The 15,386-nt window shown below is 64.0% G+C and carries 12 protein-coding genes; 5 read left to right on the top strand and 7 right to left on the bottom strand.

Annotated features, from left to right (window positions below):
* Nucleotides 1–112: 112 nt before the first annotated feature.
* A complete protein-coding gene (locus BMX61_RS18690; RefSeq protein WP_075625676.1) occupies nt 113–1,459 on the bottom strand; it encodes an adenylate/guanylate cyclase domain-containing protein in 1,347 nt (448 codons plus the stop codon).
* A gap of 514 nt (nt 1,460–1,973) precedes the next feature.
* Here BMX61_RS18690 and BMX61_RS18685 point away from each other — a divergent pair.
* Entirely contained in the window at nt 1,974–3,281 is a 1,308-nt protein-coding gene (locus BMX61_RS18685; protein WP_075625707.1) for a nucleotide sugar dehydrogenase, read from the top strand.
* Nucleotides 3,282–3,322: 41 nt separating this feature from the next.
* Here the strand turns inward: BMX61_RS18685 and BMX61_RS18680 are convergent, their stop codons facing one another.
* The gene (locus BMX61_RS18680; RefSeq protein WP_075625675.1) at nt 3,323–4,486 is read right to left on the bottom strand and encodes a DUF3095 domain-containing protein; all 1,164 of its coding nucleotides are present in this window, start codon (nt 4,484–4,486) and stop codon (nt 3,323–3,325) included.
* A 284-nt stretch (nt 4,487–4,770) separates the two neighbouring features.
* On the opposite strand from BMX61_RS18680, the gene BMX61_RS18675 reads away from it, so the two are divergent.
* A complete protein-coding gene (locus BMX61_RS18675) occupies nt 4,771–5,253 on the top strand; it encodes a class I SAM-dependent methyltransferase (protein ID WP_075625674.1) in 483 nt (160 codons plus the stop codon).
* A 65-nt stretch (nt 5,254–5,318) separates the two neighbouring features.
* Here BMX61_RS18675 and BMX61_RS18670 read toward each other — a convergent pair whose 3' ends face one another.
* The gene (locus BMX61_RS18670) at nt 5,319–6,176 is read right to left on the bottom strand and encodes an FkbM family methyltransferase (protein ID WP_075625706.1); all 858 of its coding nucleotides are present in this window, start codon (nt 6,174–6,176) and stop codon (nt 5,319–5,321) included.
* Nucleotides 6,177–6,421: 245 nt separating this feature from the next.
* Here BMX61_RS18670 and BMX61_RS18665 point away from each other — a divergent pair, with 245 nt between their 5' ends.
* On the top strand, nt 6,422–6,868 hold the full coding sequence (locus BMX61_RS18665; RefSeq protein WP_234794738.1) for a response regulator: 447 nt from the start codon (nt 6,422–6,424) through the stop codon (nt 6,866–6,868).
* A 70-nt stretch (nt 6,869–6,938) separates the two neighbouring features.
* Here the strand turns inward: BMX61_RS18665 and BMX61_RS18660 are convergent, their stop codons facing one another.
* Together BMX61_RS18660 and BMX61_RS18655 are read right to left on the bottom strand one after the other, a co-directional pair.
* Nucleotides 6,939–8,786 (bottom strand): sensor histidine kinase, encoded by a 1,848-nt coding sequence (locus BMX61_RS18660; protein ID WP_075625672.1) that lies wholly within the window; start codon nt 8,784–8,786, stop codon nt 6,939–6,941.
* Between the two features lie 757 nt (nt 8,787–9,543).
* Nucleotides 9,544–10,722 carry an aminotransferase gene (locus tag BMX61_RS18655; RefSeq protein ID WP_075625671.1) on the bottom strand — a complete coding sequence of 393 codons (1,179 nt, stop codon included), beginning with the start codon at nt 10,720–10,722 and terminating at the stop codon, nt 9,544–9,546.
* Nucleotides 10,723–10,999: 277 nt separating this feature from the next.
* On the opposite strand from BMX61_RS18655, the gene BMX61_RS18650 reads away from it, so the two are divergent.
* The gene (locus BMX61_RS18650) at nt 11,000–11,518 is read left to right on the top strand and encodes a DUF3833 family protein (RefSeq protein WP_075625670.1); all 519 of its coding nucleotides are present in this window, start codon (nt 11,000–11,002) and stop codon (nt 11,516–11,518) included.
* Between the two features lie 6 nt (nt 11,519–11,524).
* Here BMX61_RS18650 and BMX61_RS18645 read toward each other — a convergent pair whose 3' ends face one another.
* Both BMX61_RS18645 and BMX61_RS18640 read right to left on the bottom strand, forming a co-directional pair.
* Nucleotides 11,525–13,132: a VOC family protein gene (locus BMX61_RS18645; RefSeq protein WP_075625705.1), complete on the bottom strand. Its 1,608-nt coding sequence runs from the start codon at nt 13,130–13,132 to the stop codon at nt 11,525–11,527.
* Nucleotides 13,133–13,146: 14 nt separating this feature from the next.
* Complete coding sequence (locus tag BMX61_RS18640) at nt 13,147–14,013, bottom strand: SDR family NAD(P)-dependent oxidoreductase (RefSeq protein ID WP_075625704.1); 867 nt, start codon at nt 14,011–14,013, stop codon at nt 13,147–13,149.
* A gap of 299 nt (nt 14,014–14,312) precedes the next feature.
* Between BMX61_RS18640 and BMX61_RS18635 the strand changes: the two genes are divergently transcribed.
* The gene (locus tag BMX61_RS18635) at nt 14,313–15,068 is read left to right on the top strand and encodes a Crp/Fnr family transcriptional regulator (protein ID WP_075625669.1); all 756 of its coding nucleotides are present in this window, start codon (nt 14,313–14,315) and stop codon (nt 15,066–15,068) included.
* Nucleotides 15,069–15,386: the final 318 nt, after the last annotated feature.

The raw sequence follows: 15,386 nt of genomic DNA, 5'->3' as shown, positions 1-15,386 counted from the left end.
TCACGAGCGGCGCACCGGCGCTGCTTCTGTCTGTGCAGCGTCCTTCAGGCAGGCCGGAGACTAGCCGAGCACTATGACAGTGTCCACACCGCCACGTTTTCGCCACAAGGCTTTACTGCAGCATTTTGTTCCAGCTGTCTTCCGCGCCGCGATTGAGGCTCTTTCGATAGAGCAGCATGACTTCCTCGGCCTCCGAGCGCGTGTCCAGCGCCCGGTTCATCATCTCCTCGGCCTTGTCGACCTTGAGCTGGCTTTCGCCGGGGCGGCAGACGACGAGCTTCTGGCGCACGCCGCGCAGCTTTTCCTCGGCCAGTTCGATCCAGTCGCCGCCGCAGTAGTTGGCGAAGGCCTGACTGGCGATGACGGGCTCATCATATTTCTTGGTCAGCATCTGCAGCCGCTGCACCTCGTTGACCGCGGAGCCAAAGGCGGAAAAGGTCAAGCGGTCACGCAGACCGACATTGCCGAACAGCACGTTGCCGACGTGCAGCCCGATACCATAGCCGACCGGCGCCAGGCGCTTCTTCGCCCTGATGTCGTTCAGCGCCTGCATGCGCAGTCGGGCCTGGCGGGTGGCCGACATGGCCATGCGCGCCGCCTTTTGCGATGGTTCGCGGTGGCGTCCGCAGGGATAGACCGCAAGGAATCCATCGCCGAGAAAGCTCAGGATCTCTCCGCCCTGCCGATTGAAGGGTGTGGCAATGGCGTCGAAGAAATCGTTGAGCGTCTCGATATAGGCCTGCCGCCCTTCCTTCTCGGCCAGCACCGTGGACTGGCGCATGTCGGCCACGACCAGAACGGCGCGGATCGTTTCGCCATCGCCACGGCGAACACGCCCGGACAGCACGCTCTGCCCCGCGCTCGATCCGAGATAGGTGGAGAGCATGTTGTCGGCGAGCTTGCCGAGCACGGCCATCTTGGCGGCGACGGCGAGGTCGTCCTCGATCTTCAAAAGGGCCTCGATCATCGGATCGGAAAAACCGCCGGCGCTATCCGTCGCCCAGGAGCCGATCATGCCCTGGCTCTGGGTTTCGCCGAAGGAACGGGTGAAGGCGATGTAGTCGGTCGTGCCCGTAGCCTTCAGCGTGTCGAAGATCGGAAATTCCGACGGGATCAACGGATCGATATGCCGGCGCAGATGCTGCAGCCGATTGAAGAGCAAGTGATAATAGGGGCTCTTGAGGAAGCGCTCCGCGTCCTCCGCATTCGAACCGGCGCGATAGCCTTCCACCGTCACGCCTTCGCCGCGCACCCAGGTAAAACCCAGCGCATCATAAAGCGGGTGCAGCATGGAGAAGCTCAAGTGCACGCGGTTCAAGGGCAGGCCGGAGGCTGCCAGCCGTTCGCAAAAGCCGGTGACCAGGGTTTCGAGATTTTCGCCCTTCAGGGCCGATTGCTGCAGCCAGTGCGAAACGCGGGCAAGCAGATGGACGGAGACGGTCGCGTGCTGGGCTGTCATCTGCTCTTGTCGTCTCCTGCCTGAGGATAAGTGAGATCCGGCCGGTCCAAATCTGGATCATGATCGCCATCATAGGATGAGAGCGGAATCGGGGCGAAACCCGCTGAGGCGCTTCGCCATCCCGCGTGAGCCTCCTCCTCATGGGCGCTCGCGTGAGGCTTCGTCCCCCAAAGCGGATCGGGCACATCTCGATAGCCGGCGTCGCGAAGGATATAAGCAGCCGATCCCGGAAAACCAAGGAGCCTCGATGCAAGACCGTCCGCATGCCTTGACAGCGTCCAGCCAAGCTTCCAACTGATCGCCGCAATCTTCGGCCAGACTGCCGAAACGTTTTCCGTTTCGATATGCCTGTCCGGCCGCTGCAGGTCAGACGTGCCTGCCGACGCCGGGCTCATCCCCCGCCGCCGTCTTCGTGAACCCCTGATGTCAGGAACGCTTTATGTCCGCTCTGCCGCCGTCCGCCGTCACCTCTCAGAGCGCACCGCATCTGCCGACCTTCGATATCGCACGGCTGATGCAGGCCATTGACGCGCGCACGGCCCGCGCCGGCGTCATCGGGCTTGGCTATGTCGGCCTGCCGCTGGCCATCGCCACGGCTGCCAAGGGATTTCCGGTTATCGGCTTCGATATCGACCCGCCGAAGATCGAAGCGATCGCAGCCGGCCGCTCCTATATCGAAGCGGTGAGCGATGCAGCCCTGAAGGCGCAAACCGGCGCGGGTCGTTTCGAAGCCACCGGCGATTTCACACGGCTCGATGCATGCGATCTCGTGATCATCTGCGTGCCGACGCCACTGACGCGCCACCGCGACCCGGACCTCTCCTTTGTGACGGCGACCACGCGCGAGATCGCCCGCACGTTGCGGCCCGGCCAGGTCATCGTGCTGGAATCCACCACCTTTCCCGGGACGACGGCCGAGATCGTCCGGCCGATCCTGGAGGAGACGGGCCTGGTGTCGGGGCGTGATTTTCTCCTGGGGTTCTCGCCGGAGCGTGAAGATCCCGGCAATCGCGACTACCACACGGCGGTGATCCCCAAGATCGTCGCGGGCGAGGGGGAGGCGGCGCGCGATGCGCTTGCGGCCTTTTATGGCGCGGTGGTCGAACAGGTCGTGCCGGTTTCCACCACCCAGACGGCCGAGGCCGTCAAGCTCACCGAAAACATCTTCCGCGCCGTCAATATCGCGCTGGTCAACGAGCTGAAAATCCTGTTCGACGCCATGGGTATCGATATCTGGGAAGTGGTGGATGCGGCGAAGACCAAGCCCTTCGGCTATATGCCCTTTTATCCCGGTCCCGGGCTCGGCGGGCACTGCATCCCGATCGATCCCTTCTATCTCACCTGGAAATCGCGCGAATACGAATTGCCGACCCGCTTCATCGAACTGGCCGGCGAAATCAATTCCGCCATGCCCCGCCATGTCGTCGGCCGGCTCGCCGAGGCGCTTGACATCAAATGCGGCAAGGCGCTCAGCCGTTCGCGGGTGCTGGTGATCGGGCTTGCCTATAAGAAGAATGTGCCCGACATCCGCGAAAGCCCGTCGCTCAAGCTGATCGAGCTGATCGAGGAACGAGGCGGGCAGGCGGCCTACCACGATCCGCATGTCGCGGAAATTCCGCGAACACGCGAATATATGGCGCTGAAAGGCCGCCGCTCTGTGCCGTTGACGGCCGAGACGCTGGCCGGCTTCGACGCCGTGCTGGTGGCCACGGACCATGACGCCATCGACTATCAGGCGCTGCTGGCAGCCCCCCTTGTTGTCGATACCCGCAACGCCTTCGGTCGGAGAGGCCTGGCGGATCAGCGGATCGTCAAGGCATGAAGCTGAGGCTTCGGCCCGCTGATCTCTTCAGCGGTTGCCCATTATGCCGCGCCTGGAAAAGTTGAGACGCTGTCCTTCAGCCGGCTTGCCGCTCTGGCATAGCCGCCGGCGGCTCCGTCGATGAAATGCATGTGGTCGCGCTGGAGCGGCGTGGGCACGAAGCAGGTGATCAGCGCCTCGTCCTGCGCGTGCAGGCCATAACGGCAGGTGCCATCGGCCTGCGCCTGGCGCAGTCGGGTTTCGATGCGTTCCAGTCGCGCCGCATCGATATCGATGGTCATTTTCAGCCCGTCATCGAATTTGCGGAAGTCGGAATTGTCGCCGACATCGCGTCGGTAGCGGCGGGCATTGAAGCGGCCGAGATTGCGGTCGAGCCGCACCAGCGTTGAACTGAGCAGATATTCGCCCGTTACGCGCAGGCGACGGCGCCAGGCCGGCTCGTCTGAAGGCCGGGCCTTGACCTCTGCGGCCACGCCCTCGGCTGACAGGCCCAGCGGCGGTCCTTCCGGGGCAATCGGGTGGCCATCGCGCTCCAGCATGGCGGCAATGGCGATGATCTCGGCCACCAGCTGCTCGAAGGCTTTCGCATCGCCGCCTACGCCTGGCACCGCGATGATCGAGACGATCCGGCCGTGGCGGGCGCGGATCGGGTTCCAGCGGCAGGAAAGGCCGGACAGATCCGGCCGCGTGCCCGAAGGCGCTGAGGTCAGCGTGTTTTCGCCTGCCTTCATTCGCTCTTCGGCATAATGCGCGCCGCCGCCGGAAAACATCGCATAAGAGACGATGTCGCTCGCCTGGAAGCGGGCGACGCGCACATCCTGCCCGGCGGCGCGAATGGCCAGGACCGGCATCATGGCGACGCGCAGGATCAGATCCAGTTCCTCGCGCGCCCAGGTGGCGCAGGCCGACAGTGCGGCGCTGGCCTGCGCGTGGCCGGATGGCGGCACCGCAACCAGCGCGCCATCGCCGCCAAAGACGAAAGGCAGGTCGTGCCGGTCGAGCGCGTTGAGCACGGCCGAGATCACACTGGCGCCGGCCATGTTGACCGTCTTGTAGCGCCCTGCCTCGATCGCCCCGGTGGAATCGACGATATCGGCCGTGGCAATCCACCAGTCATCCGGCAGCGGATGATAATTGGCAGCATCCGTCACCCCGGAAAACTGGGTGAAGACCGGCAGGGTCGAAAAGAAGGATTCGCTGGACATGGTATAGAGAAAGATAGCGCAGATTTACGAAACTGCCGCCCTCTTTGTCATAGTGCGCGCCCGATCCGACAGACGTGGTCCCGTACAGCCAGGGCGCCATGGGCCCATGGACCGATCTGCCGGGATCGTTTACCACCACGGCCGGCGTCTCGAAGCATGCGCCTGGCCTTGGATTTGCTGCCATGCCGTGCGCCCCGTTCTTCTAACGTGGGACCGCATGGCCAGCGCCGCCGCCCGGCCTTGTCCGACCTGCCTCAAGGCTTGAACCGCGAAGGAAGACCCGCATGAGCCGTCTCGACAGTTTCATCCACCGCGTCCAGGCGCAGCGCGACATTCTCAACCATGTGCGCGATCTCGGTCTGCCGCATGCCAATGGCCTGATCCTGGAGATCGGGCTCGGCAATGGCCGCACCTATGATCATCTGCGCGAGAATTTTCCGGGCTGCCGCATTCTCGCCTTCGACCGGGCACTGGGCGCGCATCCCGCCTCGACGCCGGCGCCGGGCGATCTCGTTCTGGGCGAAATCAGGGATACGATCGGCCAGGCGGCCGGAGCGGGCGCAGCCTTTGTCCATGCCGATATCGGCACCGCCTATCCGGAAGTGGATGCCGACACGATCACCTGGCTGCCGCAGGCCGTGGCCGATGCGCTTGCGCCAGGCGGAATTGCTGCCAGCGGCCTGCCGCTCGCCCATGAGGCCCTTGCGCCCCTGCCGCTGCCGGACGGCATCCGGCCCGGCCGCTACCATCTCTATCGCCGCCGCTGACACGCGCATCGAGCGACTAGGTTGTTATGATTTAAATCAGAGAATGAGAGCGGGATTCTAGGCGATCAGGGCAGCAGCAGCACGTCGAATTGCGGCTCACTCACCGGAAGCTCGGCCAGCGGCATCTCGACCTCGCGTCCATCCTCGTAGAACACCAGCGCGCGCGCATAATGATGCGCGAGCGTATCCCTCAATGCGCGCGCGCCGGCCTCGCCATAAAAGACCGGCGAGAACTCCATATAGATCAGCGTGCGCCGCGCCATCAGCACGTCCATCGAGGCGATGGCGGCAGGCTCGTAGCCTTCGATGTCCATCCAGACGAGGCCGATGTCGTCGGGCGTCAGCCCGGCTTGGGCCAAAATGTCGGAGACGGGTTTGACCGGCACGGCGATGCGCCGCGTGCCGCCGCCGGCCGGAAGGGCGCTGCTCTTGCCGGAGTTCGTCTCATGCTGGAAGAAGTCCAACGTTCCCCCTTCGGCCCCGGCCGCGCAAGGCGCCACGGTCACGCGGGTCTCAAGCCCGTTCTGGCGGATGTTTTCGCGCAGCAGGATCAGGTTTCGCGGGTCCGGCTCCACGGTGAGAATGCGGGAAAAGCAGTTCGACAGGGCGAAATAGATCGTCTGGGTGCCGATATTGCCGCCAAGTTCGAGCAGCGCGCGACCCTCCTCCAGAAGCCCGCGCTGACCGAGAATGGCCAGCAGCCGGTCGACATGCTCGCGCTCGAAATGGCCCTTTCGATAGATCTTCCGGCCGATATAGTCGTGCGGCGAAAAGGTCATCCGGTGATCGCCGCAGTCGGCCGTCATGGTCAGGACGCGCGGGCTGATGGATTGGACCAGAAGCTCCCGCCCATAGCGCGTGTCGAAAAGGCGCCGAGCCAGCCGGTTGCGCCATTTTCGTAAGCGCCGCTTGAAGCTTTTCATCGTCTCGTCCGATTTGTCATCTGCATTGCGTTTAAGGCAGGCCGCATTTGATCGGGCTGTAATCCAGCCCGACAGGCCGTTGTTGGCGCAGGTCTTATCCCGATCCACGCCCTGGCGCTCTTCTGCCATGGGAGAGACCGGCATCCTAGCGCTTCCTGATCGCTGCGCTGGCCAAAGCCGATGGCGAAGGAAAGCGCGGAACCATTTGGAGCATGCTGCGTTTGCGAAACTCGTGGGGTTGATGGATGGCACCATGGGCATGGTCACATCCAGCGTATCAAGAGTGTAAAATCATGGGCTGTCGGATCTTGGTGGTAGAAGATGAAGTCTTCGTGGCCACGGAAATTGAATATGTGGTCGAAGAACTCGGGCATCATGCAGTTGGCATCGCTGCCGATAAGACCACGGCCCTGAGGCTCGCTCCCTTCGCCGATGTTGCCTTTGTCGACCTGAACCTGCTGGATGGCCCGACCGGACCTGAAATTGGCCGCATGCTTGCCGAGCAGCATGGGCTGACCGTTTTGTTCATGACCGCCAATCCCGGCCTCCTTGGCAATGGCGTGCCTGGCACGATCGGGGTGCTACCGAAGCCGGTAGGCGAGGATCAGCTGAAGCAGGCGGTGGAATATACGGTGGCGCGACGCCAAGCACAGTCGGCACGCCCGCCAAGGGGTCTGAAGATTTTCAACTGAAATCGCAAAACCTTGCGCACCAGGCCGCGCCTCAAGCACGGACCTTTGGTACGCCGACACGCGAGACGTGTCAGCGCTTGGCCAGCTGGCTGTTGCGTGCCAATGCGGTCAGCGGAAATTCGGCCGAAACAGTGACACCGTCGGAACTCCATTCGCGCGTCAGCGTGCCGGACAACTGGCCCTCGACGCTGATCGACATCAGGCGCGAGCCGAAGCCTTGATGTTGCGGCGCCTCCAGCCCACTGCGCGGCAGCTTTTCCGCCCAGATCAGACGATAGCGCCCGTCGATGCGCGTGCCATGCACGAGCAGGTCGCCGCCATCTTCCGAAAGCGCGCCATATTTGGCGGAATTGGTGCCCAGTTCATGAATAAGCAGGGCCAGCGGTGTGGCGGCGGCGTCGCCGATCGGCGCATCTTCGCCCTCGAAGCGCACCGGCAGCGGCCTATCCGCCTCTCCATAGGGCTCCAGAAGCAGGCGGATCAGCCCGAAAATCGTGATGTCCTGAGCGGCAGAGGCGGCGCTGTTCGGCCGTACGAAATCATGGGCCCGGCCCATGGCGTCGATCCGGCGGCGCAGCTGGTCGGCAAAAGGCCGGGATTCGGGCGTTGCCCGCGCCGACAGGCTGATGATGCTGCTGAGGACCGAGAAAATATTCTTGATGCGGTGGCTGAGCTCATGCGTCACCACCTCCCGCTCGGCCTCGGCGAGCTTGGCCTCGTGAATATCGGTGCAGGTGCCGTACCAGCGCAGGATCCGCCCATTCTCATCCTGCATTGGCAAAGCGCGCCCGAGCACCCAGCGATAGACCCCGGAATGGTGGCGCAGCCGGTATTCGATCTGATAGGGCTCGCCCGTGTCAAGGCAATGGCGCCAGAGGGCCCAGGCGCGCGCCTGGTCGTCCTCGTGGAACACGCCGTTCCAGCCATCGCCCTCGGTAAAGCCCGGAGCTGTGCCGGTGAACTCGTACCAGCGAGCATTGAAATAGTCGTGATAGCCGTCCGGCCGGGTCGACCAGACGATCTGCGGCATGGTGTCGGCGAGAATGCGAAAACCCGCTTCCGATCGGGCGGCTTCTTCCACCGCGCGCTTCTGCGCTGTGATGTCGACGGCGATGCCGGGAAAGCGTTGGCAAACGCCATTCGCATCCATGATTGGCCGTCCTTCCGCCAGGACCCAGCGCACCGTGTCATCGGGCAAGTGGATCCGATACTCGGCAGAAAAATGCTCCCCGGTCTCGACCGCGCGCTCGATGGCGGCGACGAGCCGGGGCTTGTCTTGCGGCTCGATGCCCTGGAGGAAGGCATCGATCGGCGCTCCCTGCAGCGCATCCACCGGCGGCACGCCGTAAAGCTCGGCAAACTGCGCATCGGTGAAGACGCGGTTCTGGTCCAGCCGCCAATCCCAGATGCCGACGATTGCCGAAGCGCTGAGCGCCAGCGCCAGCTGCTCCCGGCTGGCGGAGAGCGCGCGGGCGTTGAGCACGCTGCGGGTGGTTTCCGAAACCACAGCCAGCGCGGCGAGAACCGACCCGTCCTCGTCGATGACGGGCGTATAATCGAGATCGAACCAGACCTGCTCGGGTGCGCCATTGCGCATCACCGTCATGGCTTCCTCGGCAAAATGCAGCGTTTCATGGGCGAAACTGCGCGCCAGCACCATGCGGTTGAATTCGGCGGCTTCCGGCCAAGTGGCGCAGATCTCGCCGCCGAAGGCTTGTGGATGGCGCTTGCCGGCGATCACCGCATAGGCATCGTTATAGATCGTCACACCCTTGGGCCCGGCCAATAGCGCCATCGCGCCCGAAGCCGACAGTACGATCCGCGCAGCCACCCGCAGGGCTTCCGGCCAAGCTTCGATCGGGCCGAGGGCTGTGGCAGCCCAGTCGTGCCGGTCGAAGAGCGCGCGACATTCGCTCATGGCCAGCCGCTCGGGAAGGCTTCCCCTGGCCCTGGGAAACAGAAGCGAAGACGATGTCATAGAGCCCTTTCAGCAATCCGATTCGCGAAACGAAGGGACCGTCCATCCTGCCGATGGCGCATGTCTTTCCACATTGGTCGCGCGCGCGTGGCCGAGCATATAGGCGCGGTGTCCCATCTGACAGGTGGCGATGCTCGATTTTCAGGTGCGCAACACCTTACATCTTCTCGCGAACGAAGCCGGCAGCGAGATCCCTGGGGGCTGGCCGGACACCGTAAGTCGATAGGGTCGCGGGCTCCATCAGCCTTGGCGGCTCTGGCGCTTCTGGCATCGTTTCCATGTTCACATGTGCTTTCGCTCGGCGCGGGTGATTTTTTCCCGCGCAGACGGAACTTTGGATTCTGTTTTCTATTTAATCGATGGATTTTCGGAAATCCTAAGGGCGTGATCAAGACCTGCTTCCCTACGGGCAGCATGGGTGCTCAGGAGGTTCTCATGAACAGCGTCAGGCAATTGCTTCCGCTTCATCGATCTGTGATCGCATCATCCTCAGGGGAGGGCCCGACCCTTGGGGATGTCACGCGTACGGCTGCGCTTCTCGGGTCATTCGCCTTCGTGGCGGCCATGGTCTGCGGCCTGATCGGCTGACGATCAATCTTTCGATCCCCTCTGTCCTCGCCGCGCCCTGGAGCCGTCCATGGCGCGGTTTTTTTCGAACGGAGTTCCGCCGAGCGACATCGAGGCATGCCGTTCCCGGTCAAATACCCGGCAGCGCGAATCCGCTGAGCCTGCCTTCGAGCGTTGCGATCGTCTGCGCATCCACATTGGCGAAGGCGAAGCGGAGATAGGCCTCCTGCGCTGCGCCGAAGACATCGCCTGGCACGGTCAAGACGCCGCCGATCTGGGCCAGCTTCTCGGCGACGAAGGAGGCGGCAATATCGGGATAGGGATGGCGCACATAGGCGAAATAGGCGCCGAGCGACACGATTTCCCAGTCTTCCAGCCCGGCGAGCGCCGCCGCCATGGCTTGGCCGCGCTGCATGATCTCACGCCGGTTTTCGGCCTGCCACGGCTTCAGCGCGGGCAGCATCCGGGCGAGACCGATCTGTGCGGCACGCGGCGCGCAGATCTGCAGATTGTCCATCACCTTTTCGACCTGCGCCAGCAGGTTCACGCCGGCCGTGATTGCGCCCAGGCGGTGGCCAGGAATGCAGCAGGACTTGGAAAAGCTGTAGAGGCCGACCAGATGGTTCTGCCAGCCATGCTCGGCGAAGAGCCCGTGCGGCGCGCCGGCGCCTTCGGGCAGAAAATCGCGATAGGTCTCGTCCAGGATCAGCCAGATGCGCTTGCGCCGGCAGAGATCGAAAATCGCGGCCAGCCTGTCGGGCGGGTAGATCGCACCGGTCGGATTGTTGGGCGACACCAGCGCCAGCGCCCGCACACCGGGACGCATCGCCTGCTCCAGCGCGTCGAGATCCGGCAGAAAGCCGGAGGCGGCATCGCAAGGCACGAGATCGACCTGCATGCCGAGCATGGACAGTGTCGTCTGATGGTTGAAATAGTAGGGATTGGTCATCAGCATCGTCTCGCCCGGTGCCAGCAGGGCGATCGCGCAGGCAACGAAGGCCTGGTTGCAGCCGGCCGTAATCTGGACATTCTGCGCGCCGATATCCGCGCCGTAAAGCGCGCAGATCTCGGCGGCATAGAGGCTGCGCAGCCGGGGCTCTCCGGCGATCGGCCCATAGCCCGCCGCCTTCTTCGAGGCAGCGGCCTCACCCAGCGCCGCCAGGAGATCGGGATGCGGCGCAAAGCCGGGTGCAGCCTGGCTGAGATCGATGAGCGGACCTTGCGTCCCTTCGTATGCGCGTGCCCAGGCGCCGATTTCGGGGATGGGCGGAGCGGGCAGATCGGTGACGAGCGGATTGAATTTCAGCATGGAGCAACCGGCGGGTTTGGCGGCGGAACCCCGGAGCGCCCGATTGGCGACCCGGCGGTGGGAGGACGATGATGGCGGGGCTCCGCGCGAAACCGCGCGCCCCCGTCAAGGTCAGGGACGTTATCGCAGCCGGGCGAAATTCCTATGGCCGTTCACGACGAATTCAGGAAAAACTTGCGCCCTTGCGGCCAAAACGTTGGATGAACCGATGCGACTGCAGCGGCGTACAGGTCTTCAGCCTTTGAAAAATCAAGCCAGTCGATCGGGAGATGCCGCCATGTCTCAGTTTCGCACCTTGGCCGGGCGTTTTGCCCTTGCCGCAGGTCTTCTCGCCGCGCTGGCCGTACCGGCGCAGGCTTATGACCGCACGATGATGGAGCGCTTCTTCGCCGGACGGACAACGGCCACCGGCACGTTCAGCGCCATCAACGGTCTCAAGCGAAAGCTGACCATCACGGTCGACGGGCGCGTGCATGCACAGGGACTGAAGCTGACCGAACGCATCGCCTATGACGACGGCGCGCGCGAAACGAAGACCTGGCACTTTCGCCGAACTGGCCCGGATACCTATCGCGGCACCCGTGAAGACGTGATTGGCTATGCAACGGTGCGGGTCACCGGCAATGTCGCGCGTTTCAGCTATGATGTCGATCTCGATCCCGGCCCGAAACAGTCGATCTATCGCTTCTACGACCGGCTGGAGATGGCGCCCGATGGCCGGTCGCTCTCCAACAGCGCGACCGTGTTCAAGGCGCTGTTCCCGGTCGCCTCCGTCCATATCGATTTCCGCAAATAGCGCATCTCAAGCCGCGCCAACGGAAAAACCGTGCTCGCGAAGCCAGGCACGCGCGCGCCTGCCATCATCGTCGGTCAGCATATGGCCGGCCTTGATCGTCTCAGCGGTGACATCGGCGCCGGTCGCGCGAAGCGTTTCCTCGAGCGCGGGCGCATGAGCGCCATAGGCATCGTCCTCACCCGAAATCACCAGCACCGATGTGCCTTGAAGATCGGGCATGGGCGGCACGTCGAGCGCGCTCATCGCCCGCAGCAAAATGGCGCGGCGGATGAGCCCCGGATGCAGCAGCATCGTCGCGGCGATCATGTTGGCGCCGTTCGAATAGCCAAGGAAGGCGGCGCGGTCGAGATCGATGCCGTAGGCGGGCACGCTGTCCGTCATAAAGGCCGCGAACGCTTCTGCCTCCGCGCGGACGTCGGCCTGGTCGAAGGCATAGCGCGTCAGCCGGCGATAGAAGCGCGGGCTGCCTTCCTCCAGCGCCCGGCCGCGCAGCGCCACCAGCAGCGCGCGCGGCGCGATGCCGCGGCCAAGCGGCAGCAGGCTCAGCTCGTTGGCGCCGCTGCCGTGCAGCAGGAACAGCGTCGTCCCGTCCTCTTCTTCGGGCGCGTTCAGCCGGTGGACGAAGGGCAGGGCGCGGGGCACCCGTCGCGGCGCGCCGGGCAGCGAAAACTGCGGCAGCACCACTGTCATTTCCATCGGTGGCGTATCGGCCTCGTGGCCGGGCACGAAGAGGCGGCTGCCGAGTCTCTCTTCGGGCTCGTCCACGGTCATGCCGGGCGCATCAGTGGCGAATTCGATCAGCGTGCCGCCCGGTTCGCGCACATAGAGCGACGTGAAATAGCGCCGGTCATGGACCGGCGTCGGACCCGCCTCTTCGGCCGCCAGATCCAGCCGCGTAGCGCGGATGGCCGCAACATCCTGTGCGCGCAGCGCCACATGGTCGATCGTGCCGGTTCCTGGCGCCGCCTCCCAGAAGCCGCTGGCATCGCGAATATCCAGCGCATCGCCGCAAGACGAGACAAGCCTATGGATCGTCCCGTCTTCGCCAGCCGGCGCGAGACCGAAATGGCGCGCCAGGAAGTCCGTCGTTTCCTTCGCGCGCTCGGTCAGCAGCGTGACGGCCCGCAGGCCCTGAATGGCCATGGCCGGCTCGACGGGTGGCGGGAGGCCGGGCGTAGGCTCTTCGGGCACGGGCGCCCAGACGGCGTTGCGTTCGCGCAGCGCATCGGTGCCCACCAGCTTGACGATAACACCATCCGGGTCCTTCAACCTGAGCACCGGCTCGCCGAATTCGCTCGATGGTCCGGTTACCGCGATCTGGAAGCTCAATGCGCGCGTCATCCAGCTCCCGATAGCATCGGGGGCAATCGCCAAAGCAATTTCGCTCGGTGCGCCGCGCCCGACACGGCCTTGGCCGCCATCCTCCCAGGCCAGGAAGGTCACCAGCGAGCCGGGCCGTCCCGTGCGGTCGCCATAAAAGAGGTGCAGCTGCTCGGCATCCTCGAAGCCGGCCGTGCGCTTGACCAGTCGGAGGCCGAGGAAGCAGACATAGAAATCGACATTGTCCTGGATCCGGCGGGTGATCAGCGTGACGTGATGCAGTCCGCCGGTCATGCTCTTGGCGCTCATCAGCCGAGCACCGGCCGGTCGCGCTTGAGATAATCGGCAAAGGCTGCGCCATAGTCGGGATGCCAGCGCGACAGGGGCGGGCGGTTCTCGACGATATCGGCCGCCGCCCAGAGAATGCGCTTTTCGTCCAGCGCGCGCGGCACGTCGTTGTCGGGGCAGAGGATGTAGAAATCGCCGCGATCAAGGCTCTCGATCATGAAGTCGACCGTCTGCTCGGGCGTCCAGGCGGCGTCGGGCTTGTCCGTCCGGCTGCCCGCCGTCATGCCGGTGAAGACGAAGCCGGGAATGAGCAAATGGGCGCTGACGGCGCAACCTTCGCGGTTGCGAAGCTCGTGTTGAAGCGCCTCGGTGAAGACTTTCACGCCGGCCTTAGCGACATTATAAGCCGGATCGCCCGGCGGCGTGGTGATGCCCTGCTTGGAGCCGGTGTTGATGATGACGGCCGGATCGCCATGGGCGATCATCGCCTCGCCGAAAACACGCGTGCCATTGATGACCCCACCAAGATTGGTGGCCAGGACCCGCTCCCATGCCTGGATCGGCCCGAAAATCGAACTGCCTGGCCCGATGCCGGCATTGTTCATCAGCAGATGGACGGCGCCGAAACGCGCCTCCACATCCTCGCGCAAAGCCTGGAGAGAGGTGACGTCGGAGACATCGGTCGGCACCGCCAGAACGGCGCTCGTACCTGATGGTGCGCGGCTTGCCACTTTTTCGGCCGCATGTTCGAGCCGGGGATCTTCCAGATCCGCCAGAACCACCTTCATGCCGGCCTCGGCAAAGCGGCAGGCGGCTGCAAGGCCGATGCCTGAGGCCGCGCCGGTAATTACTGCCACGCGGCCTTCCGCAAGAATGGTCTTGATCATGCTGTCCTCCTCGATCCCATGCGGTCGCATCGCCCATGGCATGCGCGCCTTGCAGAACGATAGGGCAGAGCCAAGAAGGAGGGAACCGCTTGTGAAATTTTAATGCCGTCTTTCCGAATATCGATAGGATAGGAACAACTTAACCACCACGTGGCGAATCGCTGCGCGTCTGGTTCCCGCCGCGTGACGTCTTTTGCCCCGGTGCAAGGTCCTGCGGTCGGGAGGCGAGCGTGTCTTTCGTGTCGGGTCGATGTTCGTTTGTGTCACTTCCACGCCATCAGGCGGCTTCAAGGTCTTCCATGCCGTTTCCGAAAATTTCCTCCAGCCGGCAAACCCCGTGCGAGCAATGCCCGCTGCGCCAGATGCCGACGTTCCGCGACTTCACACCCGAGGAGCTCGACTTCGTTTCATCCTTCAAGACCGGGGAGCTGACGCTCAACGCCGGCACCACCGTATTGTCGGAAGGCGCCCAGAGCGCGCACCTCTTCACGGTGCTTTCGGGCTGGGCCTTCCGCTACAAGATGCTCGACGACGGTCGACGGCAGATCCTGAATTTTGCCATGCCGGGCGATCTGATCGGCCTGCAGGCCACGCTGATGGCGGAAATGCAGCATTCGGTGGAAGCGCTCTCCTCGATGACCCTTTGTGTCTTCGAGCGCGAGCGGCTGGGCCAGGTTTATCGCGAGCAGCCGGACCTCGCCTTCGACATTACCTGGATCGCAGCGCAAGAGGAGCGGATCCTCGACGAGCATCTGCTCAGCATCGGCCGGCGGACCGCCATGGAGCGGGCGGCCTATCTGCTGGCCTTTCTGGCTCAGCGCGGCCGGGCCTCGGGCCTGTTTCGCGATCAGCCGATCGTCGTTCCGCTGACCCAGCAGCACGTGGCCGATACGCTGGGCCTGTCGATCGTCCATACCAACAAGACGCTGAAGAAGCTGGCGGAGCGCGGGCTTCTGCGCTGGGGTGAACGTGGCTGCGAGATCATGGACGAAAGCGGGCTTTTGAGGGTCGCGGGCTGGGACGGTCTGACGGAGTCCAAGCGGCGATTCGTCTGACACGGGCCCGCCCACCGGTTGTCAGGATCAGCCGGCGGATCCCCAAGCCGGAAATTCTGGGGCGGTCGGGCATGCCCAACTGGCGCGCTCTTCCGGCCTGTCTGATGGGGCCTGAGCGGGCCTCACACGAGGGCACTGCCGCCCGGCCAACGCCTTGCTGTGCGCCATCGGATCGTCCGTTGTTAGAGGTGCCGCTGCAGTCATGCTGTCTGATCCTGTCCCTTGGCTGTCTGTGGCGGCAACGCGGGCAGGGCTTGACTGTTCCTTCACGGGGATGTGTCATATTTAAATGCGTGCCCACTCGAACCTGTCGTAAGA

The sequence above is a fragment of the Xaviernesmea oryzae genome, from assembly GCF_900109605.1.
Classification (GTDB): Bacteria; Pseudomonadota; Alphaproteobacteria; order Rhizobiales; family Rhizobiaceae; genus Xaviernesmea; species Xaviernesmea oryzae.
This window is presented reverse-complemented; position numbering and strand designations above follow the sequence as displayed.

Excerpts from the sequence above, each read along its gene's own strand:
- BMX61_RS18645 (WP_075625705.1), bottom strand. The coding sequence starts at position 13,132 with ATGACCGGCGGACTGCATCACGTCACGCTGATCACCCGCCGGATCCAG.
- BMX61_RS18675 (WP_075625674.1), top strand. The coding sequence starts at position 4,771 with ATGAGCCGTCTCGACAGTTTCATCCACCGCGTCCAGGCGCAGCGCGAC.
- BMX61_RS18680 (WP_075625675.1), bottom strand. The coding sequence starts at position 4,486 with ATGTCCAGCGAATCCTTCTTTTCGACCCTGCCGGTCTTCACCCAGTTT.
- BMX61_RS18655 (WP_075625671.1), bottom strand. The coding sequence starts at position 10,722 with ATGCTGAAATTCAATCCGCTCGTCACCGATCTGCCCGCTCCGCCCATC.
- BMX61_RS18690 (WP_075625676.1), bottom strand. The coding sequence starts at position 1,459 with ATGACAGCCCAGCACGCGACCGTCTCCGTCCATCTGCTTGCCCGCGTT.
- BMX61_RS18640 (WP_075625704.1), bottom strand. The coding sequence starts at position 14,013 with ATGATCAAGACCATTCTTGCGGAAGGCCGCGTGGCAGTAATTACCGGC.
- BMX61_RS18665 (WP_234794738.1), top strand. The coding sequence starts at position 6,422 with ATGGCACCATGGGCATGGTCACATCCAGCGTATCAAGAGTGTAAAATC.
- BMX61_RS18685 (WP_075625707.1), top strand. The coding sequence starts at position 1,974 with ATGCAGGCCATTGACGCGCGCACGGCCCGCGCCGGCGTCATCGGGCTT.
- BMX61_RS18635 (WP_075625669.1), top strand. The coding sequence starts at position 14,313 with ATGCCGTTTCCGAAAATTTCCTCCAGCCGGCAAACCCCGTGCGAGCAA.
- BMX61_RS18670 (WP_075625706.1), bottom strand. The coding sequence starts at position 6,176 with ATGAAAAGCTTCAAGCGGCGCTTACGAAAATGGCGCAACCGGCTGGCT.
- BMX61_RS18650 (WP_075625670.1), top strand. The coding sequence starts at position 11,000 with ATGTCTCAGTTTCGCACCTTGGCCGGGCGTTTTGCCCTTGCCGCAGGT.
- BMX61_RS18660 (WP_075625672.1), bottom strand. The coding sequence starts at position 8,786 with ATGAGCGAATGTCGCGCGCTCTTCGACCGGCACGACTGGGCTGCCACA.